The following is a 23,654-nucleotide window of genomic DNA, read 5'->3' as shown; positions in this document are numbered from 1 at the left end:
AGCGGCATCTCCGCCGATGGCATATACCCGAAGCGTTTTTTTATCCCCGATTTTCCCAGCATATTTTCCGATCGCCCCCATCGCGTCCCTTGGAAAGCGCGAAATATAGAGAGAAAAATTCGTAGTGGTTCATGCGGTTTCTGGTTAAAAATTCCTATGCCTTTATCCTGGGTTTCCGGACTTGTTATTCCGGCGGGAAGGTGTTATATTAAACTCATCCAAGGCTCGGTGAGTTTTGGATGAGTTTTTGAAACAAAAACGAGGAGTTTATTATGCTGGAAGAACAGGTACAAAGCGCGCTTAATAATGTCCGGCCCTCCCTTCAGGCGGACGGCGGCGATGTGGAATTGGTGTCTGTAGCCGATGACGGTACGGTTTCGGTAAAACTCACCGGCGCCTGCGGGGGATGCCCTATGGCCCAGATGACCCTCAAGATGGGTATTGAGAATTATTTGAAAAAAGAAGTTCCCCAGGTTACCACCGTAGTGGGAGTGTAGGTTGTTTCACGCCCGGTGGATTTCCTTCCTATGAACCACCGGGACATGAAAAGGCGGGGTTGGGTGATTCATCTTTGGGGTGAATTGCTTAATTCTGTATTTGTGGCGAAGGTGCGGCGGTAGGGGCGATTCGCCGTTACCTTTTTTATCTTAGCCTTATTCCGCCTAAAAACTCATTCCGGTTTTTCAAAGAGCCCCCTAAAATCAACGGTTTGAACGGTACCGCAATCTATTCCAAGCGCGGCGGTATAAGAGATCGAAAGCGACTGAGACTCCATAAGAAAACCGTCAAAATAGCTTTGGTAATAATCTAAACCCGGTGACGCAGTAAAAAGAGAAAAATACCCAGCCGTATTCTTTTCACTTTGTCTTAGCCCACAGGAGGGATCCTTCCGCCCGCCCCAGGGGATCATGAGACCTCAGGGCGGACAAAGGCCTAACCAAGTAAGTCCCGGGCTTTTTGGGCCAGGGTTTCTCCGTCCAGACCGAAGCGTTTGGTCAGATAATCCTGGGTACCCACTTCGCCGAACTCGTCCATGATCCCTACCCGAGCGAATTTGCCCCGGAAACCCGATTCCGCGAGGATCTCCGCCACGGCGCTGCCCAGGCCCCCGTTGATCTGGTGATTTTCCGCGCTGATCACGGCCTTAACCTTGGAAGCCTGGGCTACTACCGCTTCCCGGTCTATGGGTTTGAGGGTAAGGACGTCCAAAATACCGGCGTCGATCCCCTCGGATGCCAGAAGTTCCCGGGCCTTAAGGGATTCGTTCACCATAAGGCTGCCCAGGGCAACAAAACAGAGGTCCTTTCCTTCTTTGAATACCCTCGCCTTGCCAAAGGGGAACTTATCCTCACTGGTGTAGAGGATCGGGACGGCCTTACGGGGAAGCCGCAGGTACACCGAGCCGTAGATCTCCGCGGCTTGCCGGACAAAATCGGCGCAATTCCACGGGTCCGAGGGTTCCACAATGATGAGCTTGGGGATGGACCGCATCAGGGCCAGATCCTCAAAGGGCATGTGGGTGCCGCCGTTAAAGGCAGCGGTTACCCCGGGGTCCATGCCGATGAGCTTTACATTGAGCCGGGCATAGTTGGCGGAGATAAAAAATTGATCAAAGACCCGGCGGGAAGCGAAACAGCCGAAGGTAGCGGCAAAGGGGATCTTTCCCACCGAGGAAAGCCCCGAGGCCACGCCGATCATGTTCGCCTCGGCAATACCCACATTAAACAAACGATCGGGATAGGCCTTTTTAAAGCTCCCCGTATTGGTACAGCTCATCAGATCCGCTTCCAGGAGGACGATATTCTTATTTTTTTCCGCCAGGGCGGTTATGGTTTCCACATAGGCGGCGCGCATTTCTTTTGTTTCCATAGTTTCTCCTTCATTAACAAAAGGGGTCATTCCTTTCCGTCCAAAACAGCAATCGCCTCCCGGGCTTTTTCCAGGTTAAAGGCCATACTGTGGTTTTTTTCGATCCCCTCGGCAAAAAAACAACCCTTGCCCTTAATGGTATTCATGATGATCATGGAAGGAACGTCCTTTTGGGCCAGGGCCTTTTCAATGGCCCCGTCCAGGGCTTCAAGGTCATGGCCGTCCACCTCCTGGGTGTACCAGCCGAAGGCGGCCCATTTGGCGCGCAGATCCCCCAGATCCAGGATATTCTTGGTATAGCCGTCAAGCTGCTGCTTGTTGTAATCGGTAAAGGCGGTGATATTTGAAAGTCCCTGGGCCGCGGCAAAGAGGGCCCCCTCCCAGATCTGGCCTTCGTCGGACTCACCGTCCCCGATGATGGTATACACCCGGGAAGGTTTTTTATCCAACCTGAGCCCCAGGGCTATACCCAGGGCCGCGGAAAACCCCTGCCCCAGGGAACCGGCGGTCATGTCGATGCCCGGGGTAAGGTTCCGGTCACAATGGCTGGGGAGCCTGGTCCCCCCCTGGTTAAGGGTACCAAGCCATTCCTTGGGGAAAAAGCCCTTGAGGGCCAGGGCGGCATAGACCGCCGGCCCCGCATGGCCCTTGGAAACCACCAGTTGATCCCGGTCTTCCCAGCGGGGATTGGCGGGATCCACCTTCATCCGGTGAAAGTACAACAGGGCCAGGAGGTCCGCGATAGACATGGAGCCGCCGATATGACCGGTCCCCAGGGTCCCGATCTCTTCGATGGTTAACTTCCGGATTTCTTTAGCCTTGGACTGCAGGTCCGCTAATAATTTTTTTTCCATAAATAACTATTCCTTCCTTTGCTGCCATTCTTTAATAAGTATATCAGGTAATCGGATAACTATCAATTAAGGTTTTTTGAAGATACCATGAATACTTGGGGCTGTTTTAAAAAGGGACCTCAAAAATTTGAAATTTTTGAGGTCCCTGCGGTTTCTCGAAACCGGCGCTTTTAACGGGTCTTACCTATTTTTTAGTATAAACCGGGGTCGGCGCGTCAATCATCTTCTCGATGTTTTTATCGCCTTTGGCATACTGAACCGCGTATTTTACGCCAAGATAGCCCATCTGGTCCGCCGACTGGGCAACGGTTGCGAAAAGTTCGCCCTTGTCCACGGATTCTTTCGCATCGGGGTTACCGTCTACGCCCACCACCACCGCCTTCTTTCCGGCCTGGACAATCGCCCGGTACGCGCCGAGGGCTTGCTCGTCGTTGGCGGCGAAAACGCCGTCCAACTCGGTGGTTTGAAGCACGTTTTGGGTAATGCTATAGGCCCTTTCCCGATCCGAATAGGCGGGCTGCCGTGAAACAACATTAACCCCCGCGTCCTTGAAGGTTTTTTCCGCTCCATCCGCCCGCTCGGTCATCGCCACATTGCCCGGCGCGCCTTCAAGAACCAGGACCTTGGTACCGGCTTTAAGGCTTTTGAGCATTTCTTTCGCGCCAAGAACGCCAATCTGATAGTTGTTGCTGCCGATATAGGTAACGGCGCTGGTATACGACGCCGGCATTGGGGTGTCGATAACCACGACGGGAACATTCGCGTCCCGGGCCTTGTTAAGAACCGTTACGGCCCCTTCCGGCTGGCAGGGGGAGAACACAATCGCATCCACTTTCTGGGTGATTACGTCTTCCACCATATTGGTCTGGGCGATAGCATCGTCTTCCGTGGGGGGGCCCAGGGGAATAAGTTCAACGCCCAATTCCTTGGCGGCCTGCTCCGCCCCCGAGAGAACCGTCTGCCAGTAAGTGGAACTAAGGGTTTTCAGGATAACCGCAACCCTCAGTTTGCCGCCGCCGCTCTGCTGTTCCTGCTGCTGTTTGGCGCCGGCGAAAACACCGGTTACGCAAACGAACATCATCAGTACACATACTAAAACCGAAATCAAACGCACGCTTTTTCTCATTCCATACCTCCATGGGTGATATATAAACCGGATCAAGGGCTCATACCAAGTCTTGTATCCGTGTTTTCTCTTAACCAACGATTTTCTCCGAAGAACCGCCCGACCGGCGGTCTCCGGAGCTTCCCTTAACTCCGCTTCATTACGTTCTGACGGAGAACGTCGATAAACACCGCGATAATGATAACCGCGCCGATGGTGAAAGCCTGCCATGCCGAGGACACCCCCATCAAATTCAGCCCGTTACGCAGCACGGCGATGAGCAGGACCCCGACGATGGTGTTGCCGATTTTCCCGATACCGCCGAAGAAACTCGCGCCCCCGATGATAACCGCCGCGATGGCGTCGGTCTCATAGTCCTGACCGGCCAGGGGGAAAGAGGCGTCGACCCGGCCTACCATGACGATACCCGCCAGGGCCGCCATAAAGCCGCTTGCGGCATAGACGAGGTTCAGCACACCGTTTACGTTAATGCCGCTTAAACGGGCTGCCTCCTTATTCCCCCCTACCGCGTAAATGTGCCGTCCCGTCCGGGTACGGCTGAGAAATATATACATGACCACATAGAGCAGGATCACCAGCATAATTGAGACCGGTACCGGGCCGAGCCGCTGGCTTCCGAGAAACAGAATCGGCGGCTTAAACCCATAGACCGGTTTTGTCGCGGTTATCACCAGACACAGCCCCCGGGCCATCTGCTTGGTCCCCATGGTCGAGATAAACGGATGGGGCAGCCGCATTTTGGTAAGCATCAGGCCGTTGATTAAGCCGAGAAAGGTTCCGATGGCCAGGCAGCTTGCCAGCGCCATCCAGGGGTTCATATTATATTTGGTAGCGAAATGCCCCATGAACATGGTGGAAAGCGCGAGGATCGACCCGACCGAAAGATCAATCCCCGAAGTAAGGATGGCCAGGAACATACCCACCGAAATGATAGAATTGATTGCCGCCTGACCCGCGACATTCATCAGATTATCCACGGTCAAAAAGCGCGGGGAAACTATCGAGAGGATAATGCAAAGCAGTAAAAGGCTTAACACCACCCCGAAGGTATTCAAATACTCTTTGACGCTTCTTTTATTTGCCCCTAGTGCCGACGTTGTAATTTCTGCCATCTATGTCTTCCTTCTAAAATTTAAAGTTCAATAGCCTTATGCTGTTTTAATGACTCATTAACCGAGAAACACAGCTCAACAGCCGCGATGCCATCTTCCAGGGTCACCGAGGATTCCCGTTGATTTAAAACCTCGTTCACAAAGGCCTCCATCTCGGTGAGGTAAGCCTTGTCAAAGCGGGTACGGAATTCCGGAACAATATCCGTAAGAGAACCCTGCTCGTTTAATACCAGACAGGCGGTCTGCCGGAGATCCCCGATGAAAACCGATCCCTTGGTACAAATAACTTCCGTACGAATGTCGTAACCGTACCGGGCGTTTCTGCTTCCCTCCAAATGGGCAAGCCGGCCGTTTTTGAAGCGGAATTCTATATCCACATGATCGATATCGCCGATCTCGCCCAGTTCGGGCCACATCAGCACCGCCCCTTCGGCGGATATTTTGCTTACCTCACTGCCGATAAACCAGCGGGCCAGATCGATATCATGGACGCACATATCCAGAACCAGGCCGCCGCTGGCCTTGGCGAATTCAAGGGGAGGGGCCCCGGGATCCCTGCTTACACAGCGCACATAAACCGGCTCCCCAAGTTTGCCGGAATCAACCTGTTTTTTACCCAGGAGGTAGGCATCGTCAAAACGCCTCATAAAGCCGACCATCAGATAGCCCTTGACCTCGGCCAGGGTCTTCCGCAGCTGGGCTCCCTCGGCCATATCCAGGGTTACCGGCTTTTCACAAAACACCGGCTTGCCCGCTTTTAGGGCATCCATAATGATCCTGCCGTGGGTAGTGGTCGCCGAGGCGATAACCACCGCGTCTATGTCCTTACGGGCCAGCAAATCCCGATGATCGGCGAATACGTCAACCCCGGAAAAACGGCCGCTGAAATTGTTCCGCGCTCCCTCCGCCGGATCGGACACGGCGACAAGCCGGGCATTCTCCATACGGCCGGCAAGGTTTTGGGCGTGCTTAAAACCCAATCTTCCCAAACCGATGACCCCGCATCGTAAACAAGCCATATTTACGCTCCCTCCATTACCGTTAACCCGGAAGCGGCGTACATGATCTTCTCCTGGGTCACGCCGCTGCCCGTCAGCTCGGTAACAATTTTACCCTCATGCATGACAATAATCCGATCGGACATCCCCATGCACTCGTCCATTTCCGAACTTATCATGATAACCGCCGCCCCGTTCTTTACCAGTTCGTTGATAAGGTTATACACTTCAATCTTTGCGCCGACATCTATGCCCCTCGTGGGCTCATCAAAAATAAAGATCCGTGCCTTGGAGAGCAACCACTTCGCGATAACCACCTTCTGCTGATTACCGCCGCTGAGATTACCCGCTGGCATGGTTACCCCCGGGGCAATAATGTGCAGTTCCTTTATCATGCGCTCCGCGTCTTTCCGCGCGTTCTTCAAATTGAGCAGGATATGTTTTTTATAGTGTCCCAGATTCACCAGGGTGGAATTGAATTCGATATTCTGAATCAGGATCAGGCCCTGGCCTTTACGGTCCTCGGTAAGAAAGGCGATCCCCGCCCTTATCGAGTCCTGGGGGGTTTTGATCTGGACCTGTTTCCCTTCCACAAAGATGGCACCGCCGTCGATGGGGTCCGCTCCGGTAAGGGCCCGGGCCGCCTCGGTCCGGCCCGCGCCGATAAGGCCGGCAAAACCCAGCACCTCGCCGGCATGTACCGCGAAGGAAATACTCTCCACCACCCCCTTGCGGGTAAGCCCCTCCACCCGCAGCATCTCCTTTCCGATAGGGGCTTTCACCTTGGGATACTTCTGGGTAATGTCCCGCCCCACCATGTACTTCACCATGGCGTCAATGGAGAGGTCCTTATTCTCGAAGGTGCCGACACTCTGACCGTCCCGCAAAATCGTCACCCGGTCACTGATCTCCTTCACCTCGTCCAGGCGGTGGGAAATATAAATAACGGCTACCCCCTTCCCCCGGAGATACTTGACAATTTCCAGAAGCTCGTGGGCTTCGTGGGCGCTCAACGCGGAGGTGGGTTCATCCATAATGATAAGCTTCGCCTCGGCCCGTACCGCCCGGGCAATTTCCACCATCTGTTGCTTGCCTACCCCCAGGGCGCCGACATTCACGCCGGGATCGATGTCCAGGCCCAGGCCCTGCAGCACCTGGTGGGATTCCCGTTTCATGGCATCCCGGTCAATCAAGCCTATCTTTTTCCCCTTAATCACTTCCCGGCCCAGATATATGTTCTCGGCCACGGTCATGTGGGGCACCAGGTTCAGTTCCTGATAGATACAGGCGATACCCAAAGACATGGAATAATGGGGGGTGATGTTTTCCATCTTTTGACCGTTAAAAAAAACCTCCCCCTCCGAGGGCGGATGGGCGCCGGTGATTACCTTAATAATGGTAGACTTTCCCGCGCCGTTTTCCCCGCAGAGACCGTGAACCTCGCCGGCTTGGACATCAAAACTGACCGCTTTGAGGGCCGTAACGCCGGGAAATGTCTTGGTGACCTTCTTGACCCATAATAAAGCATGTTCTTCCACTTCTATTTCCTCACAATCAATATTCCGGGATCTTTTCCCGGCTCAAGGCTTCCCGCAGCCCGATAAAACACTCCTCCCCGGGGACCACTCCGATCAAATCGCCCGGGTTGATTCCCTGATAATAAGCCGGTAAGGCAGTATCTGGTCTTCCGCAATGGCGCCGCCCCCCGTTATAATCCGGTGCAGGGCCCACGCGGTCTGCTCGCCCATTTCCTTAATGGGCTGCCGGACCGTGGTCAGCCGGGGAATTATATAGTTGGAAATATCCACATCGTCGAAACCCACCACGGAAACATCCTCCGGCACCCGGATCCCCGCATCCTGAAGCACCCGTATAGCCCCGATGGCCAACTCGTCGGTGGCGGCAAAAAGCGCGGTAAAATCCTGCCCCCCTCCCCGCCTGAGCAAAAGCTCCCGCATGCCGTACATACCAAATTCGGCGGTATAATTACGGACAAAAACCACCCGCCCGGCTTCTATGGTAAGGTCCGCCGCGGTCAGGGCCTGAAAAAAGCCTTCCGCCCGCTGGCGGCCGAAGGTAAAGCCGTCCCCGGAAATCATGACCATATCCCGGTGTCCCAGGGAAATCAGATGATTAACCGCATCGGCGGCGGCCTGTTCTTCGTTTACGTGTATGGCGGGAATCCCCGGACATCGAAAGGTGGCGGTAATGGCCGGTATACCGGTTTTATTGAGATATTCATAAAAAGCGGCGTTCTGCATCTCGTGAAGCATAATGATACCGTCAAGATTTTCGGCCTTAAGCTTATTCAGGCAATGCTCCTCACTGATATCCTCGAATTTCGAGAAAAAGAACATGGTATAATAACCGAAGGATTCAAGGCTCCGCTCAACGATCGAAAAAAGCTGCCGCTGGAAAATATTAAAGGTGTCCGGAATTACCAGGCCCACCGAAGAGGTTTTTTTAAGTACCATAGCCCGGGCCGCCTTGTTGGGAACATAGCCGGTTTCTTCTATTATTTGGAGAATCCGCTGCCGTTTATCCGAGCTAACGTGCTTTTTCCCGTTTGCGACCCTGGAGACCGTGGAAGCCGACATCCCTGCCTGCCGGGCTATATCTTTGATACTTACCATGTCCTTTTCCTGTCCTGTTCTTGGGGCCTAACCAAACCCAAACGAATTTTGGGCCACCTATCTTGCAAACGATTTCCCTTTCAGTATACCTCACTTTAAAGCTTTGTCAAGAAAAAATTTAAAAATTTTTTTAGGATTATAAGTCATTACATTGTATAGAAATAGAAAAATTAAAAATTTTTTTAGGATTTTTAAAAAGCTCTTTACAAAGTTCCGGGGCACTGTTATGATATAGTCAATACTAAAAACGTTTTCAACTTGAGTTGTTTCAAAACACCGGTTTTGACCGGATTCGGTAATCGATCCGGTTTTCATCCCCCGGGATGGCCGGTATATTTGATAAGAGGAGGAATCGCTATGGAACCATTACGGATGGGGGTTATCGGCGCGGGACGGATTGGAAAAATTCACGGGGAAAATATCGCCCGGTTTATTCCCCAGGCCCGCCTGGAAGGGCTCGCGGATATTAACCTCACCGCCGAACAGGAAAAATGGGCCCGGGGACTGGGCGTGCGGATCCTTTCTAAAGATCCCGGGGACCTCTTGGCCGATCCCGGCATAGACGCGGTGATCATCTGCAGTTCCACCGACACCCATGCGGACCTTATCATCGCCGCCGCCGGAGCGGGAAAGCAGATCTTCTGCGAAAAACCCATAGACCTCTCGGTGCCCAAGGTCAAGACCGCCCTGGCGGCGGCTAAAAAGGCGGGGGTTAAACTGCAGATAGGTTTTAACCGGCGCTTTGATCATAACTTCCGCCGGATTCGGGAGTATACCCTGGCCGGGGAAATCGGTCAGGTGCAACTGGTCAAGATCACCTCCCGGGACCCGGCGCCCCCCTCCCCGGCCTATGTGGCGGTTTCCGGGGGGATCTTCATCGACATGATGATCCACGACTTCGACATGGCCCGGTTTCAGGCGGGAAGCGAGATCACCGAGGTTTACGCCGCCGGGGCGGTCCTGGTGGACCCGGAGATCGGCAAGGCCGGGGACGTGGATACCGCCATGGTTACCCTGGGTTTCGCCAACGGAGCCATCGGCCTTATCGACAATTCCCGGAAGGCGGTCTACGGTTATGATCAGCGGGTGGAGGTTTTTGGTTCCAAGGGCGCGGCCCTGGCGGAAAACGACCTCCCCAATACGGTTAAGCTCTACACCGAACAGGGGGTGACCGGGGAAAAGCCCCTCTATTTTTTTCTGGAACGGTACAAGGGGGCCTTTATAGACGAGATGCTTTCTTTTACCGAGGCGGTCCTCCAAAATAAACCCGTGGCGGTGACCGGGGAGGATGGTCTTGAAAATATGTACGCCGCCCTGGCGGCGGGAAAATCCCTTAAGGAAAAACGGCCCGTTTTAGTGGAAGAAGTCAGGGCATGAAATAGGTGGGCTAAGACCCGGACGGGGCAGCCCACCAGAGGTATGTTACCCCGACCCATAAGGAGGAAATAAGGATGCAATTCCATCATAAAACACCCTTTGCCCGGGGGTATACCCCCCTGGTTACCCGGAGCGGCGCCACCGCGGATATGCTCATGGACTTTGGGGTGGTGACCCTTCTACCCGGAGAAACCTGGGAACGGTCAAGTCAAACCGACGAACAATGCCTGCTCTTGGCCTGGGGAAACGCAAAAATCACCTGGAGCGTAAACGGAGCGGCGCCTGAACACCAGGACATTTCCCGGCCCGATCTGTTCGATTATTCCCCGTGGTGCCTTTCGGTCCCCCGGGAATCAAAGATTTCCATCACCGCCGGCCAGGACGGGGCGGAATGGTACTATACCGCCACGGATAACCCGAAACGGTTCACGGCAAAACTCTTTACCCCCGAAGAATGCCGCAGCGAATTCCGCGGCGAAGGAACCATGCGGGAAACCTCCACCCGCATCGTCAGAACCTGTTTTGACGACACCAACCGCGGTGAGTCAAACCTGGTGATAGGCGAAGTGATAGGGGTACCGGGCAAATGGTCAAGTTACCCGCCCCATCATCATCCCCAGCCTGAGATCTACCATTACCGGTTTAAGCCCGAACAGGGATTCGGCCTTACCGCCATCGGAGACACCCCGTACCTTATCCGGGACAAGGACACGATCCTGATCCGGGAGGGTCAGGTCCATCCCCAGGTAACCGCCCCGGGCTATGCCATGTGGTACCTCTGGGTGATCCGGCATATTGACGGCGCCCATTACGGGCCGGCCACCAACACCCCTATTTTTGTTGATGAACACCAGTGGGTGATGGGGGACGAAAGGAATATCTGGAATCCCGTTAAAACCTAGCATTTTACTATGGTGCATTGTTTTTGAATTTATTTATTGAGGAGCGAAGAATGGGCAAAACAATACGGCTTACGACAGGCCAGGCGGCGCTGCGTTTCCTGGACAACCAATATGTGGAATACGATGGAAAGGAAATCAAATTCGTCGAAGGCGTCTTCGGTATCTTCGGACACGGAGTGGTAGTGGGTTTGGGGGAAGCCCTGGCATCGGGAAAAACATCCCTTCGTTTTTATCAGGCAAAAAACGAGCAGGGGGCAGGCCATGCGGCGGTGGGTTTTGCCAAGCAAAACAACCGGCTCAAGATCATGGCGGTCTGCTCTTCCATAGGGCCCGGGGCCCTGAACATGGTGAACGCCGCCGCCGTGGCCACGGCAAACCATGTGCCGGTTCTGTTCCTGCCCTCGGACACCTTTGCCTGCCGCCAGCCCGATCCGGTGCTCCAGCAGATCGAGATCCCCACGGACTATACCAATACCGCCAGCGATTCCTTCCGGGCGGTAAGCCGCTACTGGGACCGGGTACAGCGGCCCGAACAGCTTATGACGGCGCTCATCAACGCCTTCCGGGTGCTTACGGACCCGGCGGATACCGGGGCGGTAACCGTCAGCCTTCCCCAGGACGTGCAGGGGGAAACCTACGATTACCCCGAAGAATTTCTCGCCAAGCGGGTCCACCACATAGAGCGGCGGATCCCCACCAAGGGACAGATCGGGCGGGCCGCGGCGCTGCTTAGGGCCGCGAAAAAGCCCCTGGTGATCTGCGGCGGCGGGGTCCGTTATTCCTGCGCCGGTCCCGCGCTGGAGAAATTCTGCGAAAGTTTCCATATACCCTTCGGAGAAACCCAGGGGGGCAAGGGGACGATCCTCTGGGACAATCCCTACAACCTTTCGGGGATAGGATCCACCGGTTCCCTGGCGTCGAACAGGCTGGCCAAAGAGGCGGATCTTATCATCGCCGTGGGAACCAGGCTCGGGGATTTTACCACCTGTTCCAAATGGCTTTTCCAAAACCCCGCCTGCAAAATTCTGGGGATCAACGTCGCGTCCTTTGACGCCTATAAAATGAACGGCGAACCTATTATCGCCGACGCGAAACTTACCCTGGAGGCCCTTACCGAAGCGGCGGCCTCCTATAAATCCCAATGGGGCGGGGCGATTGCGGCCGCCCGGGACGAATGGAAGGCCGAAGTGGACCGGCTCTACCGCGAAGACGCGCCCCCCGCCCCGGACGGAAAGCCCCTGCTCTCCCAGGCCCGGGTGCTGGGGGAACTTAACGACCGGCTCCTCCCCAAAGAGGCGATTGTCGTCTCCGGTTCGGGATCGGTTCCTTCGGATATGCAGCGGGTCTGGCGTACCCGGGTGCCGGGGACCTATCACATGGAATACGCCTTTTCCTGTATGGGCTACGAAGTTGCCGCCGCCCTGGGGGCGAAAATCGCTTTCCCCGATAAGGAGGTGGTAACGATCATCGGTGACGGGGCCTATACCATGCTCCATTCGGAACTGTTAACGGCGGTTCAGGAACGGAAGAAGATCATCGTGGTGGTGCTGGATAACGCGGGTTTCCACTGCATCGACAACCTCCAGAACAGCCAGGGTATCGATCACTTCGGCAATGAGTGGAAAACCCGGGACGAGTCAGGCCGCCTCGCGGGAAATTCGGTGCAGGTGGATTACGCCAAAAACGGCGAAAGCTGGGGCGCCCGGGGACTGCGGGCCAGGACGGCGGAAGAGTTGGCCGCGGCGGTAAAGGAAGCCCTGGCCGCGGACCGGCCGGTGGTGATCGACGTAAAGGTAAGCCCCAAAACCATGACCGGGGGCTATGAATCCTGGTGGCGGGTCGGTACCGCCCAGGTCTCGGATAATCCGGAAGTCGTCAAGGCGGCGAAGGACATGGCGGCGGAAGTGGAGAAAACCAGGAAATTTTAAGTCCGGTAGTGTCTGGTAGATACTACCCCTGGATATATAGGAGGAAAACATGGCGAAGGAACAAGCGATTAAACTGGCGATAGCCCCCATTGGCTGGACCAATGACGACCTTCCCGAATTGGGGGGGGAGATCCCCTTTGAGCAGTGTGTCAGTGAAATGGCCCTGGCGGGCTTCACGGGAAGCGAGGTGGGGAACAAGTACCCCCGGGACCCCAAGGTTCTGAACAAAGCCCTGGGCCTCCGGGGGCTTACGATCTGTAATGCGTGGTTCAGTTCCTTCCTTACCACCAAACCCTACCGGGAGGTGGAGGCGGAATTCATCAAACACCGGGATTTTCTCTATGCCGTAGGCGCCCGGGTCATCGGCGCGGCGGAACAGGGCCATTCCATCCAGGGCCTGGAACGGCCCATCTTTGACGATAAGCCCACCTTTACCGATGAAGCGTGGGAACGGCTCTGCGAGGGCCTTAACAAACTGGGGAAAAAGGCCGTGGCCAAGGGGATGAAGCTCACCTACCACCACCATATGGGGACCGGGGTCCAGACCGCCGCGGAAATAGACCGGCTCATGGAAAATACCGATCCCGCCCTGCTGGGGTTCCTCTACGATACGGGACATCTGGTCTTCTCCGGGGAGGATCATTTGGCGGTCCTCACCAAATGGATGAAACGGATAGGCCACGTACATCTTAAGGATATGCGTCCGGCGATCCGCAGGAGGGCGATTAAAGAAAAGTGGTCCTTCCTGACCGCGGTTAAGGAGGGGGTCTTTACCGTGCCCGGAGACGGGAGCATCGACTTTGAGCCCATCTTCCAGGCCCTTAAAAAGGCCAAATACCAGGGATGGTGGGTGGTGGAGGCCGAGCAGGACCCCGCCAAGGCCAATCCCCTAGAGTACGCTCGCAAGGCCCGCGCCTATATTAAAGAAAAGGCCAAAATTTAAGACCCCGGGAGCGGGTATTTTTTATGGAAGGGGAAGTCATCGACAAGACCAATGTAGATAAACATCTGTAATTTTGTTGAGACCGGTTCAACAAAATCGCTTCCACGGGCTTTTCCCAACCCGATTGGTTTCGGGAAAGGCCCATCCGCCGTCCCGGTCTTGCCCGGCGGGGATGGTTTTCAATTCACCGGGGATAAGGAGACCTTATGAGATTCGGTATTAACACCCTGGACGATCTGGAGGTAAAGGACAAGACGGTTCTTTGCCGGATCGATATAAACCAGCCGGTGGATAAAAAAACAGGAACCCTCAAGGATACTACCCGGATCGAGGCGTGTATCCCGACCCTGAGGGAACTCACGGAAAAGGGGGCGAAACTGGTACTCCTGGCCCACCAGGGGAGCGATATCGAATACAAAAACTTCTACACCACCGAACCCCACGCCCGGGTATTGTCCGGGCTGTTGGGGAAAGAGGTCCGTTTTATCGACGATGTCTGCGGCCCCGCGGCCCGGGAAGCCATCCGGGTTCTCAAGGCGGGGGAGATCCTGCTTTTAGATAATGTCCGTTTCGTGGCGGAGGAGCAGACCCTCTTTGAAACCAAACTCCTCCTCTCCCATGAGGAGCAGGCCAAAACCCTCCTGGTGCGGAAACTGGCCCCCCTGGCCGACCTCTATGTCAACGACGCCTTTGCCGCGGCCCACCGGGATCAGCCCAGCCTCTGCGGATTTGAGCAGCTCCTCCCCAGCGCCATGGGCCGTCTCTTTGAGGAGGAGTTCTGCGTCATTTCGGCCCTCATGGAAAAGCCCGAGCGGCCCTGTGTTTTTGTTCTGGGGGGGGCGAAGATCAACGACGCCTTCCTTATGATGAGTACGGTTTTGGGAGGCGGTATCGCCGATCAGGTCCTGGCCGGGGGCTTGGTGGGAGAGGTACTCCTCTGGGCGGCGGATTCGGATATTGGGGAAGGGGCCCGGAACTTCATCAGAAAGGAGGGCTACGAATCCCTGGTGGGAACCGCCAGGGAGCTCCTCGCAAAATACCGGGACCGGATCCTGATGCCCGAAGATTTTGCCGTGGTCCGGGACGGCCGGCGGGTGGAATACCCCCTGGGGCAGATCCCGAAGGAGGCCCTCATCCTGGATATCGGGACTAAAACCGCGGCCCGTTACCAGGAACGGATCCGGTCGGCCAGGACGGTCTTTGTCAATGGTCCCATGGGGGTCTTCGAGGAGGCGCCCACGGAACAGGGGACCCGGATGGTGTGGGACGCCTTGGGGGATACGGCGGCCTATACGGTGATCGGCGGGGGGGACAGTATCAGCGCCACCAAGAAGTATGGCAAGACCCAGGCGATCAACTACCTCTGTACCGGCGGGGGGGCCCTGATCCGTTTCCTTACCGGGGAAGAACTGCCAGTGGTCAAAGCCCTCCGGTTTGGTTCAACCCTGCGGCGGCTGCAAAATTGAGCCGCGTTCAAAGCCGCCGAATTTTGAAAAAGACTCCCATAAAAAAGCTTTTTCGAGGATGACGATCCTCATTTAATATAGTAGACTTGTTAGAGAACCCCCTTGGGTCGCGAAGGAGTTTGGTAATTGCGGTTTTATCATGGAATTTATTCGGAAACGAAGATTCCCGAACAATAACGGTGATGATAATATATTTTGATGGTAAGGAGTAACATAATTATGGTAAAAGTCGGTGTAGCAGGTTACGGAGTAATCGGGCAGCGCTTGGCGGACGGGGTGTTTTTGCAGAAAGATATGGAACTGGTGGGGATTGCGGACCTCGCCCCTACCCTTTCGATCCGGGCCCTGAAGGAAAAAGGGATGCCCTATAAGCTGTACCTGGTGGACGGCGCGGACAAGTCAAAATTTGACGCCCTGGGGATCCCCTATCAGGGCAGTTTTGCGGATCTTATCGGTAAGGTGGATATCATGCTGGATTCTTCCCCCGGCGGGGTGGGTGCCAAAAACAAGGAGCTCTATGAAAAAGCCGGGGTTAAGGCCATCTTCCAGGGGGGAGAAAAAAATTCCGTGGCGGATGTGTTTTTCCACGGGTATGCCAACTACGAAAAGGGCCTGGGGGTTAATTATCTTAAACTGACCAGTTGTAACACCACCGGGCTTATCCGTTCGGTGGATTGTCTGGACCGGAAATACGGCGTTGACCGGGTGGCGATCACCATCATCCGCCGGGTCGCGGATCCCGGGGACTACCACCGGGGGCTGACCAATGCCCTGCAGCTGGAAAAAGCCCCCTCACACCAGGCCCTGGACCTGATGACCATCATGCCCCATGTGGAGGCTACCGGTATTCTGGTGCATACCCCGGTTACCCACGGCCACATCATTACGGTACTGGCCCATGGCAGGGGGGGCAAAAAGATCACCCGGGAAATGGCCCGGGAAGCCTTTAAGAACCACGACCGGATCCGGGTGGTTTCCCTGGAAGACGGTTTTCTGGGGAACGCCTCCTTTTTCCGGTATGCCCGGGATCTGGGGAATCCCCGGGGGGATATGTACGAGATTGGCCTCTGGGAGGACAGTATCGTGGAAAGCGGGGATAATATCATGTACGCCATTAATATCCCCCAGGAATCGGTTACTATTCCGGAAACCATGGACGGTATCCGGGCGGCGCTGAAGATGCAGTCTGATTCTGCTTCGGCTACCGCGGAAACAAATAAATATTTAGGTCTAGGAAAATGGAAAAAATGAAAATTGATCCCTCGTTAAAAAATCTCGATGCCCTGTTCCCCGGTAATTTTACCGAGGACCAAAAGGCCCGGGCAAAAACCCTATTTCTCAAAAATCTCTCCGCCGAGGCCCACCGGTTCTATGGCGGCAAAATGCAGACCCTGCCCAAGTGCGGTATCTACGGCCTTGCCTGGTTCAACGTCTGGTACACTCCGGGCGTTTCCCAGATATCCACCACTATCCGGGACGATAACGACGCCTCCTTTGCCCTCTCCAACCGGGGAAACCTGGTGGCGGTGGTCTCCGACTCTACCCGGGTCCTGGGAGACGGGGACTGTACCCCCCCGGGGGGGCTGGGAGTCATGGAAGGTAAAGCCATGATCATGAAGTATCTGGGGGGGGTGGATGCGGTGGCCCTCTGTGTGGATTCCAAGGGACCCGACGGAAAAAGCAACCCCGATAAGATCATTGATTTTGTCAAGATGGTCCAGCCTTCCTTTGGGGCCATAAACCTGGAAGATATCAGCCAGCCCAACTGTTTTAAGGTCCTGGACGAGCTCCGGGAAGCCTGCGATATCCCGGTTTGGCACGACGACGCCCAGGGGACGGCCTGCGTTACCTTGGCGGGGCTCATCAATGCCCTCAAACTGGCGGGGAAAAAACTCGGGGATGCCCGGATCGTCCTCCTCGGGGCGGGGGCCTCCAATACCACCATCGCCCGGCTGATCCTTGCCGACGGGGGGGATCCCGCCAAGATGGTGGTCTTTGATTCCAAGGGGAGCCTCCATGCGGGCCGGGACGATATCAAGGGGGATAAACGGAACTACCGCAAGTGGGAACTCTGCGAGCGGACCAACCCCGGCAGGGCGCCGTCCATCGCGGAAGCCCTCAAGGGGGCGGATGTACTCATCGCCCTATCCACCCCGGGCCCGGATACGGTAAAACGGGAGTGGATCCGTTCCATGGCGGAAAAGTCCATTGTTTTTGTCTGCGCCAACCCGGTACCGGAGATCTGGCCCTATGCCGCCAAGGAAGCGGGGGCCTTTATCGTGGCCACCGGCCGGGGGGATTTTCCCAACCAGGTCAATAACTCGGTCTGCTTCCCCGGCATCCTCAAGGGGGCCCTCCTGGTCCGGGCCCGGAAGATCACCGACGGCATGGCCATCCGCTGCGCCCACTCCATCGCGGAATTCTCCGAAAAGCGGGGGATACAGCCGGATAACATTATCGCCACCATGGAGGAAGCCGAGGTTTTCGTCCAGGAAGCGGCGGATGTGGCGATCCAGGCCATCAAGGAAGGGGTCGCCCGGGTGACCCTCTCCTGGGAGGAGGTCTATCACCGGGCCAAGGCGGATATTGCCGCTGCCCGGGCCGTGGTGGAGGACATGAAAAAGCTGGGTCATATCAAAGATCCGCCTCCGCAGCTGCTGGAAACGGCCCTGCAAAAGGCCATTGATGCGGTAAAATAGCGGGACCCTCCCGGTGTCAGGCAAAATGCTTGGCGCCGGATTCCGGGCGGGTTTGGAATGAACCTTGAAAAAGTACCTGAATTTTAAATATGTAAGTTTATGAAATTATCGATACCCTATCTGGACAGACAGTTTCCCCTGGAAGTATCCGATGAAAACCTCCTGGGGGTGGCGGAACCCAATGATTTTAGGACGGCCGGGAGCCCGGCGGAGATCCTTGGGGAAGCCCTGGCGCGGCCCTACAGCCTTGTTGATGGGCCCTTTCTCGCTGCGGAAAAACGGAGCGGACAAAGCCTGACCGAATTTCTCCGGGGGGGGCGCCGGATTTTGATTATCATCAACGACGCCACCAGGCCCACCCCCACGGAGGCCATCCTCAGGGCCCTTATTCCGGCCCTGGAGCAGGGGGGGATCAAGACGGAGGATCTTACCCTCCTGGTGGCCACCGGCGCCCACCGTAAGCCCACCGAAGAGGAATATCACCAGATCCTGGGGACCTTCTACGATAAACTCCGCGTCCGGGCGGTCCACCACGACGCCCGGAAAGATGAGGACATGGCCGACCTGGGCCGTACCCGGAACGGCACCCCGATACTGCTCAACAAGCGGCTTTTTGAGGCGGACCGGATCATCGCTACCGGGAGCGTGGAGCCCCACTACTTTGGGGGCTTTACCGGGGGACGCAAGGCCTTTCTGCCGGGGATCGCGGCCTTCCGCACTATAGAGGCCAACCATAAACAGGCCCTGTCCCCCTCGTCCCGGTCCCTGGCCCTGGAGGGAAACCCGGTCCACGAGGACATGATGGACGCCCTCCCCCTGATAACGGCCCCCATATTTTCCTTTATGACCGTTCTGAACAAGGATCAACAGGTGGCCGCCGCCACCGCCGGGGACCTTTTGGCTTCTTTTTATGCCGCCGTGGAGGTCGCCCGAAAGATTTTCTGCGTTTCCATCCCCACCAAGGCGGATATTGTGGTTTCGGTGGCCAAATTCCCCATGGATATCGACCTCTACCAATCCCAAAAGGCCATTGACAACGGGGCCTTAGCCCTCAAGGACGGGGGGACCCTGATCCTGGTTTCTTCCTGCCGGGACGGTATTGGGGACGAAGCCTACGCCCGCCTTATGGCTCAGGCCGCAAGTCCCGAGGACGCCCTGGAACGGATCCGGGCGGGGTACCAGCTGGGGTATCATAAGGCCGCAAAAATGGCCGCGGTTTCGGGCCGGGCAACGATCAGGGCTGTGGCGGAGCTTTCCGCGGAACAGCTCAAGGCCCTGTTTATCGAAAAGGCCTGTTCCCCCCAGGAAGCCCTGGCAAGGGCTTTCAAAGCCGCCGGGGACCGGGGTATCCCCTGCCCCAAGGTCCTGATATTGCCCGACGGCTGTGTCACCGTGCCCGAACCGGCTTTACCTTAAAATAGCCGGGAAAAACGTACCAGTTTCAGAAAAACGCCCCGGGGTCTTGCACTTAACTAAAAAATACACTATAATCCCTAGCGAATTAGTATTATTAATCCGTAAAAATATAACTTTGTGGAGTTCAGCTTATGTCTGATATTGACTATGCGGCCCTTAAAAAAGGCGGCTTTATGCGTCAAATTCAAAAGAATCGTTTCTCTATGCGGCTTAAAGTCATCGGGGGGCAGCTTACCGCCGCCCAGGTCCGGAAAATCGGGGAGGTGGCGGAGAAATACGGCAAAGGCTACATCCACCTGACTTCCCGACAGGGGGTGGAGATCCCCTTCATCGCCCTGGAGGATATTGACCGGGTAAAAAAGGAGCTGACCGGGGGAGGCGTAAATATAGGGGTCTGCGGTCCCCGGGTACGGACCATAACCGCCTGCCAGGGTTCCGGGGTCTGTCCCAGCGGGATAATTGAAACCTCCGGCCTGGCGGAGGAGCTGGACGAGCGGTACTTTGGGCAGGAACTGCCCCATAAATTCAAGATAGGCATTACCGGCTGCAGGAACAACTGCCTTAAGGCGGAGGAAAACGACCTGGGAATCAAGGGAGGAATCTTCCCCGAATGGGATAAAACGGCCTGTACCTTTTGCGGACTCTGCGAAGCGGCCTGCCCGGTAAAGGTTATCGTGGTGGACAAGGAAAACCGGGACCTCTCATTCGGTAAAAAAGACTGCGTATACTGCGGCAAGTGCGTAAAGGGCTGTCCCACCGACGCATGGAAGGGAAAGAAGGGGTATCTTCTCTCCTTTGGCGGTATGTTCGGTAATGATATTAAGGAAGGGCTTCACCTCCTGCCGCTGATCTTCGACAAGGCCCAGGTCTTTAAGGCTGCGGACGCGGTGATCAAGTTTTACCGGGATCACGCCAAGCCCGGGGAACGGCTGGGCAAGACCCTCACCCGGCTTGGGATAGAGGGGCTGAAAAAGGAATTGGAGGAAGCGGTATGATACAGGATCAAACCGGTGAACAGGAACCGGACGCCAGGGTGGATATTACCACCGTGGTATGCCCCGTTACCTTTGTTAAAACCAAGGTTGCCCTGGAGGAACTGGATGACGGCCAGATATTGGAAGTGCGGCTCAACGATGGCGAGCCCATTCAAAACGTACCCCGGAGCCTTAAAGACGAAGGCCACCGGGTGATCAGCGTTAATAAGGCCGAAGACGGCGCCTATCTGCTCCGGGTCGTTAAGGGCGGCTTATCCTGATGGCCTTTACCGACGAACAGCTGGAACGCTATTCCCGGCATATCATCCTTAAGGAAGTGGGGGTCAAGGGCCAGAAACGGATCATGGCAGGCAAGGTCCTGATCATCGGCGCCGGGGGCCTGGGAGCGCCCGCCGCGATGTATCTGGCCGCCGCCGGGGTGGGGACCATCGGTATCGCCGACGCCGATAACGTGGAGCTTTCCAATCTGCAGCGGCAGATCATCCATACCACCGCGGATCTAGGAAAACCCAAGGTCGAGTCCGCCCGGGAAACCATGGAGGCCATGAATCCGGATCCGGTGGTGGCGGTTTACCGCGAATGGATCAACGCCTCCAATATAACGGATATTATTAAGGATAAAGACTATGACTTTATCATCGACGGAACAGATAATTTCCCTATCAAATTTCTGATCAACGACGCCTGTGTCATGCTGGGGAAATCTTTTTCCCACGCGGGGATTATCCGTTTCCAGGGCCAGCTTATGACCTATATTCCCGGCAAGGGTCCCTGTTACCGCTGCGTTTTCCGGGAACCGCCGCCGCCGGACGCGGTTCCCACCTGCCGGCAGGCCGGGGTACTGGGAGTTATGGGCGGAGTCATCGGGACCCTCCAGGCTACGGAGGCGTTGAAGTTCCTGCTGGGGATGGAAGGATCCCTGAACGGATACCTCCTTACCTACAACGCCCTGACCATGGAATTCCGTAAGGTAAAGCTCGCCCCTAATCCGGACTGCCCGGTCTGCGGGGAAGGGCCTACCATAACTACCCTGATTGATTATGAGCAGGCGGTCTGCGACTTGAAGGAGTATCACAACCATTAACGGCAGGATCACCATGCTGCTCTGCGTACTCTGCTGGAGTACCAGCGGGCTCTTTATCAAATTCATCGGCTGGCATCCCATGGTTATCGCGGGTTTGAGGAGTGGAATAGCCGCCGTATTCATGCTCCTGGTCCGGAGGGGACGCCTGTTCACCGGCGCTGTCCCGCGGTCCGCTCCAGGCAAACCCGCCCGGAGCGTCCCCGGTCTGATCCTGCTCCTGGCCGCCGCCTTCAGTTCCGCCGGAACCAAGATACTCTACGTAACGGCGAACAAGCTTACCTCCCCGGCAAACGCCATCCTGCTCCACCACAGCGCCCCGGTGTGGGCGGCCTTTCTGGGGTGGTTCCTTATCAGGGAACGGCCGGAGAAAAGGCAGTGGGTATCCCTGGTCTTTGTCGGCACGGGCTTGCTGTTGTTCTTCGTAAACGGCTTACAAGGCGGGAGCCTTGCGGGAGACGCCATAGCCCTGGCCGCGGGGGTTTGCTTCGGCGCGGCCATGGTCTTTCTGCGGATGAACCGGGAAGGTTCCCCGGGGTTCTGCCTTTTTTTATCCCACTGTATTCCCTTTGCCCTGGGCCTTCCCTTTATCATAACCCATCCGCCGGTATTTACCCCGGCAAGCGCCGGGGCCATCCTCTTTTTGGGAATTGTTCAGGTTGGGGTGGCATCCCTGCTCTACGCCTATTCGATTAAACGGCTCAGAGCTATCGACGCGGTTTTCATCGATCAATTGGAACCGCTGCTGAATCCGGTTTGGATTTTTATTTTTTCGGGGGAGGTCCCGGCACCTCTTAGCATGCTGGGGGGGATCATCATTATCGGCGCGGTGCTGATGAGCCAGAAATATAATGCTTCCTCCGGGACAGGATACGATTCAAAGCTTGCAAAGGGCACGAAAAATTAATAGAATACCTATGTTTTTTATATGTATTGAGCTTTTCCCAAAACTCGGTTAGTTTTGGGAAAGCCTCTATTATTACCGGACAAGGAGTAAACCGTGATCATAACGGCAAATGGAAAGCCCGCGGAATTATCCGGCGAAGTCAGCGTCTCCCGGATGCTGGAGGAACTCAAGATAAGCGATCCCCTCTATGTGACCGTACAGTTAAACGAGGAACTGGTACCCCGGGCCGATTTTGATACCGCCCTGGTGCGGGAAGGGGCGGTGGTGGAATTCCTCTATTATATGGGCGGCGGCGCGGATGGGCAGGGCCCATGCTGATCCTTCCGCCGGAACACCGGGAAGCCCTGATCCTTCACGGCAGGCAAGGACTGCCCCATGAGTCCTGCGGCCTTATTGCCGGGGAGATCCGGGGGGAGGAGAAAACCGTCAAGGCGGTATACGGTCTGACCAATACGGACCAAAGCGCGGAACATTTTTCCATGGACCCGAAGGACCAATTCAAGGTGATCAAGGACATACGAAACCGGGGGTGGATCCTGCTGGGTAATTTTCATAGCCACCCGGCAACTCCTGCCCGGCCTTCCGCGGAGGATATCCGCCTCGCCTTTGATCCCTCCCTTAGTTATGTTATCATATCATTTCAGAAAGACCCGCCGGAATTGAAAAGCTTCCTGATCCGTCAAGGCCGGGCGGAGGAGGAACCGATCGCCGGTCCGGCGGTTCCGGAGGTATAATGCCCTATTTCCCGCTATTTGTTAATTTAGCCGGGTCGCTTTGTACCCTGGTTGGGGGAGGTTCGGTGGCGGAGCGGCGGGTCCGGACCATGCTTGATTTCGGGGTATCTCTTACCGTGATCGCCCCGGAGCCTTCCGGAACCATCCGGGAACTGGCCCGGGAGGGCCTGTTAGTCCTGGAAACAAGGGAATATGCCGGGATGGAGGACCTGCGGGACGCCGGCCTGGTAATCGCCGCCGCGAAGGATCGGGAACTTAACCGGCGTGTTGCCGTTGACGCGCAAAAGGCGGGTATCCTGGTCAACACGGCGGACGATCCCGAATTGTGCGGCTTTTTTTTCCCCGCCCTGGTACGGCGGGGGGAACTGGTGGCGGGGATCACCAGTTCCGGCGCCTGCCCGGGGCTCACGGCCCGGCTTAGGGAGGAACTGGACAAAAGCTGGCCCCCCAACCTGGGGGAAAGTTTAGCGGCCCTCAAGGATGCGCGGCAACGCCTCCGAACGGAAAGTTCCGCCGGTTATAAGGACGGGCGCCTCCCTGAGGAAACAGGAACCGGCTGGCAAGAGGGGCTGAACCGCTTGATCAGTAGGGTTGTAACGAAAAACTCATAGGAG

General features: G+C 56.1%; 23 protein-coding genes. 16 read left to right on the top strand and 7 right to left on the bottom strand.

Annotated features, from left to right (window positions below):
• Positions 1–272 precede the first annotated feature (272 nt).
• Positions 273–497 (top strand): NifU family protein, encoded by a 225-nt coding sequence (locus tag LQZ21_RS07075; protein WP_411043581.1) that lies wholly within the window; start codon positions 273–275, stop codon positions 495–497.
• A gap of 436 nt (positions 498–933) precedes the next feature.
• Here the strand turns inward: LQZ21_RS07075 and LQZ21_RS07070 are convergent, their stop codons facing one another.
• From LQZ21_RS07070 to LQZ21_RS07040, 7 genes are all read right to left on the bottom strand, one after another.
• Positions 934–1,869, bottom strand: coding sequence for a transketolase family protein (locus LQZ21_RS07070; protein ID WP_411043580.1), 936 nt, complete (start codon positions 1,867–1,869; stop codon positions 934–936).
• Between the two features lie 26 nt (positions 1,870–1,895).
• A complete protein-coding gene (locus LQZ21_RS07065) occupies positions 1,896–2,723 on the bottom strand; it encodes a transketolase (protein WP_411043579.1) in 828 nt (275 codons plus the stop codon).
• A gap of 184 nt (positions 2,724–2,907) precedes the next feature.
• Positions 2,908–3,849, bottom strand: coding sequence for a sugar ABC transporter substrate-binding protein (locus tag LQZ21_RS07060; RefSeq protein ID WP_411043578.1), 942 nt, complete (start codon positions 3,847–3,849; stop codon positions 2,908–2,910).
• A 125-nt stretch (positions 3,850–3,974) separates the two neighbouring features.
• The gene (locus LQZ21_RS07055; RefSeq protein WP_411043577.1) at positions 3,975–4,961 is read right to left on the bottom strand and encodes an ABC transporter permease; all 987 of its coding nucleotides are present in this window, start codon (positions 4,959–4,961) and stop codon (positions 3,975–3,977) included.
• Between the two features lie 20 nt (positions 4,962–4,981).
• Positions 4,982–5,980 (bottom strand): Gfo/Idh/MocA family protein, encoded by a 999-nt coding sequence (locus tag LQZ21_RS07050; protein ID WP_411043576.1) that lies wholly within the window; start codon positions 5,978–5,980, stop codon positions 4,982–4,984.
• 2 nt (positions 5,981–5,982) lie between these two features.
• Positions 5,983–7,497, bottom strand: coding sequence for a sugar ABC transporter ATP-binding protein (locus LQZ21_RS07045; RefSeq protein WP_411043575.1), 1,515 nt, complete (start codon positions 7,495–7,497; stop codon positions 5,983–5,985).
• Between the two features lie 93 nt (positions 7,498–7,590).
• A complete protein-coding gene (locus LQZ21_RS07040; protein ID WP_411043574.1) occupies positions 7,591–8,592 on the bottom strand; it encodes a LacI family DNA-binding transcriptional regulator in 1,002 nt (333 codons plus the stop codon).
• Between the two features lie 357 nt (positions 8,593–8,949).
• On the opposite strand from LQZ21_RS07040, the gene iolG reads away from it, so the two are divergent.
• The 15 genes from iolG to LQZ21_RS06965 all read left to right on the top strand — a co-directional run bounded on the left by iolG (position 8,950) and on the right by LQZ21_RS06965 (position 23,651).
• A complete protein-coding gene (iolG, locus tag LQZ21_RS07035; RefSeq protein WP_411043573.1) occupies positions 8,950–9,969 on the top strand; it encodes an inositol 2-dehydrogenase in 1,020 nt (339 codons plus the stop codon).
• Positions 9,970–10,043: 74 nt separating this feature from the next.
• Positions 10,044–10,871: a 5-deoxy-glucuronate isomerase gene (locus LQZ21_RS07030; protein WP_411043572.1), complete on the top strand. Its 828-nt coding sequence runs from the start codon at positions 10,044–10,046 to the stop codon at positions 10,869–10,871.
• A 50-nt stretch (positions 10,872–10,921) separates the two neighbouring features.
• On the top strand, positions 10,922–12,799 hold the full coding sequence (iolD, locus tag LQZ21_RS07025) for a 3D-(3,5/4)-trihydroxycyclohexane-1,2-dione acylhydrolase (decyclizing) (protein WP_411043571.1): 1,878 nt from the start codon (positions 10,922–10,924) through the stop codon (positions 12,797–12,799).
• A gap of 49 nt (positions 12,800–12,848) precedes the next feature.
• Positions 12,849–13,742: a myo-inosose-2 dehydratase gene (iolE, locus tag LQZ21_RS07020; protein WP_411043570.1), complete on the top strand. Its 894-nt coding sequence runs from the start codon at positions 12,849–12,851 to the stop codon at positions 13,740–13,742.
• A gap of 206 nt (positions 13,743–13,948) precedes the next feature.
• Positions 13,949–15,208: a phosphoglycerate kinase gene (locus tag LQZ21_RS07015; protein WP_411043569.1), complete on the top strand. Its 1,260-nt coding sequence runs from the start codon at positions 13,949–13,951 to the stop codon at positions 15,206–15,208.
• A gap of 219 nt (positions 15,209–15,427) precedes the next feature.
• Complete coding sequence (locus LQZ21_RS07010; protein WP_411043568.1) at positions 15,428–16,459, top strand: type II glyceraldehyde-3-phosphate dehydrogenase; 1,032 nt, start codon at positions 15,428–15,430, stop codon at positions 16,457–16,459.
• Positions 16,456–17,907, top strand: a complete 1,452-nt coding sequence (locus LQZ21_RS07005) for an NAD(P)-dependent malic enzyme (protein ID WP_411043602.1) — start codon at positions 16,456–16,458, stop codon at positions 17,905–17,907. Before LQZ21_RS07010 ends, LQZ21_RS07005 begins: the two co-directional genes overlap by 4 nt.
• A gap of 99 nt (positions 17,908–18,006) precedes the next feature.
• The gene (locus LQZ21_RS07000) at positions 18,007–19,323 is read left to right on the top strand and encodes a nickel-dependent lactate racemase family protein (RefSeq protein WP_411043567.1); all 1,317 of its coding nucleotides are present in this window, start codon (positions 18,007–18,009) and stop codon (positions 19,321–19,323) included.
• Positions 19,324–19,454: 131 nt separating this feature from the next.
• The gene (locus LQZ21_RS06995; protein ID WP_411043566.1) at positions 19,455–20,318 is read left to right on the top strand and encodes a 4Fe-4S binding protein; all 864 of its coding nucleotides are present in this window, start codon (positions 19,455–19,457) and stop codon (positions 20,316–20,318) included.
• On the top strand, positions 20,315–20,578 hold the full coding sequence (locus tag LQZ21_RS06990; protein ID WP_411043565.1) for a sulfurtransferase TusA family protein: 264 nt from the start codon (positions 20,315–20,317) through the stop codon (positions 20,576–20,578). Before LQZ21_RS06995 ends, LQZ21_RS06990 begins: the two co-directional genes overlap by 4 nt.
• Positions 20,578–21,402: a molybdopterin-synthase adenylyltransferase MoeB gene (moeB, locus tag LQZ21_RS06985; protein WP_411043564.1), complete on the top strand. Its 825-nt coding sequence runs from the start codon at positions 20,578–20,580 to the stop codon at positions 21,400–21,402. The genes LQZ21_RS06990 and moeB overlap by 1 nt, the downstream gene beginning before the upstream one ends.
• A 13-nt stretch (positions 21,403–21,415) precedes the next feature.
• Complete coding sequence (locus LQZ21_RS06980; RefSeq protein ID WP_411043563.1) at positions 21,416–22,306, top strand: DMT family transporter; 891 nt, start codon at positions 21,416–21,418, stop codon at positions 22,304–22,306.
• 93 nt (positions 22,307–22,399) lie between these two features.
• A complete protein-coding gene (gene thiS, locus LQZ21_RS06975; protein WP_411043562.1) occupies positions 22,400–22,624 on the top strand; it encodes a sulfur carrier protein ThiS in 225 nt (74 codons plus the stop codon).
• On the top strand, positions 22,618–23,040 hold the full coding sequence (locus tag LQZ21_RS06970; RefSeq protein WP_411043561.1) for a M67 family metallopeptidase: 423 nt from the start codon (positions 22,618–22,620) through the stop codon (positions 23,038–23,040). The genes thiS and LQZ21_RS06970 overlap by 7 nt, the downstream gene beginning before the upstream one ends.
• Positions 23,040–23,651, top strand: a complete 612-nt coding sequence (locus LQZ21_RS06965) for a precorrin-2 dehydrogenase/sirohydrochlorin ferrochelatase family protein (RefSeq protein ID WP_411043560.1) — start codon at positions 23,040–23,042, stop codon at positions 23,649–23,651. Before LQZ21_RS06970 ends, LQZ21_RS06965 begins: the two co-directional genes overlap by 1 nt.
• Positions 23,652–23,654: the final 3 nt, after the last annotated feature.

Origin of the sequence: Treponema sp. TIM-1 (assembly GCF_046533115.1) — a bacterium.
Taxonomy (GTDB): Bacteria; Spirochaetota; Spirochaetia; order Treponematales; family Breznakiellaceae; genus JAIRMO01.
This window is presented reverse-complemented; position numbering and strand designations above follow the sequence as displayed.

Coding starts and splice junctions, on each gene's coding strand:
- LQZ21_RS07075 (WP_411043581.1), top strand. CDS start 273: ATGCTGGAAGAACAGGTACAAAGCGCGCTTAATAATGTCCGGCCCTCC.
- LQZ21_RS07070 (WP_411043580.1), bottom strand. CDS start 1,869: ATGGAAACAAAAGAAATGCGCGCCGCCTATGTGGAAACCATAACCGCC.
- LQZ21_RS07065 (WP_411043579.1), bottom strand. CDS start 2,723: ATGGAAAAAAAATTATTAGCGGACCTGCAGTCCAAGGCTAAAGAAATC.
- LQZ21_RS07060 (WP_411043578.1), bottom strand. CDS start 3,849: ATGAGAAAAAGCGTGCGTTTGATTTCGGTTTTAGTATGTGTACTGATG.
- LQZ21_RS07055 (WP_411043577.1), bottom strand. CDS start 4,961: ATGGCAGAAATTACAACGTCGGCACTAGGGGCAAATAAAAGAAGCGTC.
- LQZ21_RS07050 (WP_411043576.1), bottom strand. CDS start 5,980: ATGGCTTGTTTACGATGCGGGGTCATCGGTTTGGGAAGATTGGGTTTT.
- LQZ21_RS07040 (WP_411043574.1), bottom strand. CDS start 8,592: ATGGTAAGTATCAAAGATATAGCCCGGCAGGCAGGGATGTCGGCTTCC.
- iolG (WP_411043573.1), top strand. CDS start 8,950: ATGGAACCATTACGGATGGGGGTTATCGGCGCGGGACGGATTGGAAAA.
- LQZ21_RS07030 (WP_411043572.1), top strand. CDS start 10,044: ATGCAATTCCATCATAAAACACCCTTTGCCCGGGGGTATACCCCCCTG.
- iolD (WP_411043571.1), top strand. CDS start 10,922: ATGGGCAAAACAATACGGCTTACGACAGGCCAGGCGGCGCTGCGTTTC.
- iolE (WP_411043570.1), top strand. CDS start 12,849: ATGGCGAAGGAACAAGCGATTAAACTGGCGATAGCCCCCATTGGCTGG.
- LQZ21_RS07015 (WP_411043569.1), top strand. CDS start 13,949: ATGAGATTCGGTATTAACACCCTGGACGATCTGGAGGTAAAGGACAAG.
- LQZ21_RS07010 (WP_411043568.1), top strand. CDS start 15,428: ATGGTAAAAGTCGGTGTAGCAGGTTACGGAGTAATCGGGCAGCGCTTG.
- LQZ21_RS07005 (WP_411043602.1), top strand. CDS start 16,456: ATGAAAATTGATCCCTCGTTAAAAAATCTCGATGCCCTGTTCCCCGGT.
- LQZ21_RS07000 (WP_411043567.1), top strand. CDS start 18,007: ATGAAATTATCGATACCCTATCTGGACAGACAGTTTCCCCTGGAAGTA.
- LQZ21_RS06995 (WP_411043566.1), top strand. CDS start 19,455: ATGTCTGATATTGACTATGCGGCCCTTAAAAAAGGCGGCTTTATGCGT.
- LQZ21_RS06990 (WP_411043565.1), top strand. CDS start 20,315: ATGATACAGGATCAAACCGGTGAACAGGAACCGGACGCCAGGGTGGAT.
- moeB (WP_411043564.1), top strand. CDS start 20,578: ATGGCCTTTACCGACGAACAGCTGGAACGCTATTCCCGGCATATCATC.
- LQZ21_RS06980 (WP_411043563.1), top strand. CDS start 21,416: ATGCTGCTCTGCGTACTCTGCTGGAGTACCAGCGGGCTCTTTATCAAA.
- LQZ21_RS06970 (WP_411043561.1), top strand. CDS start 22,618: ATGCTGATCCTTCCGCCGGAACACCGGGAAGCCCTGATCCTTCACGGC.
- LQZ21_RS06965 (WP_411043560.1), top strand. CDS start 23,040: ATGCCCTATTTCCCGCTATTTGTTAATTTAGCCGGGTCGCTTTGTACC.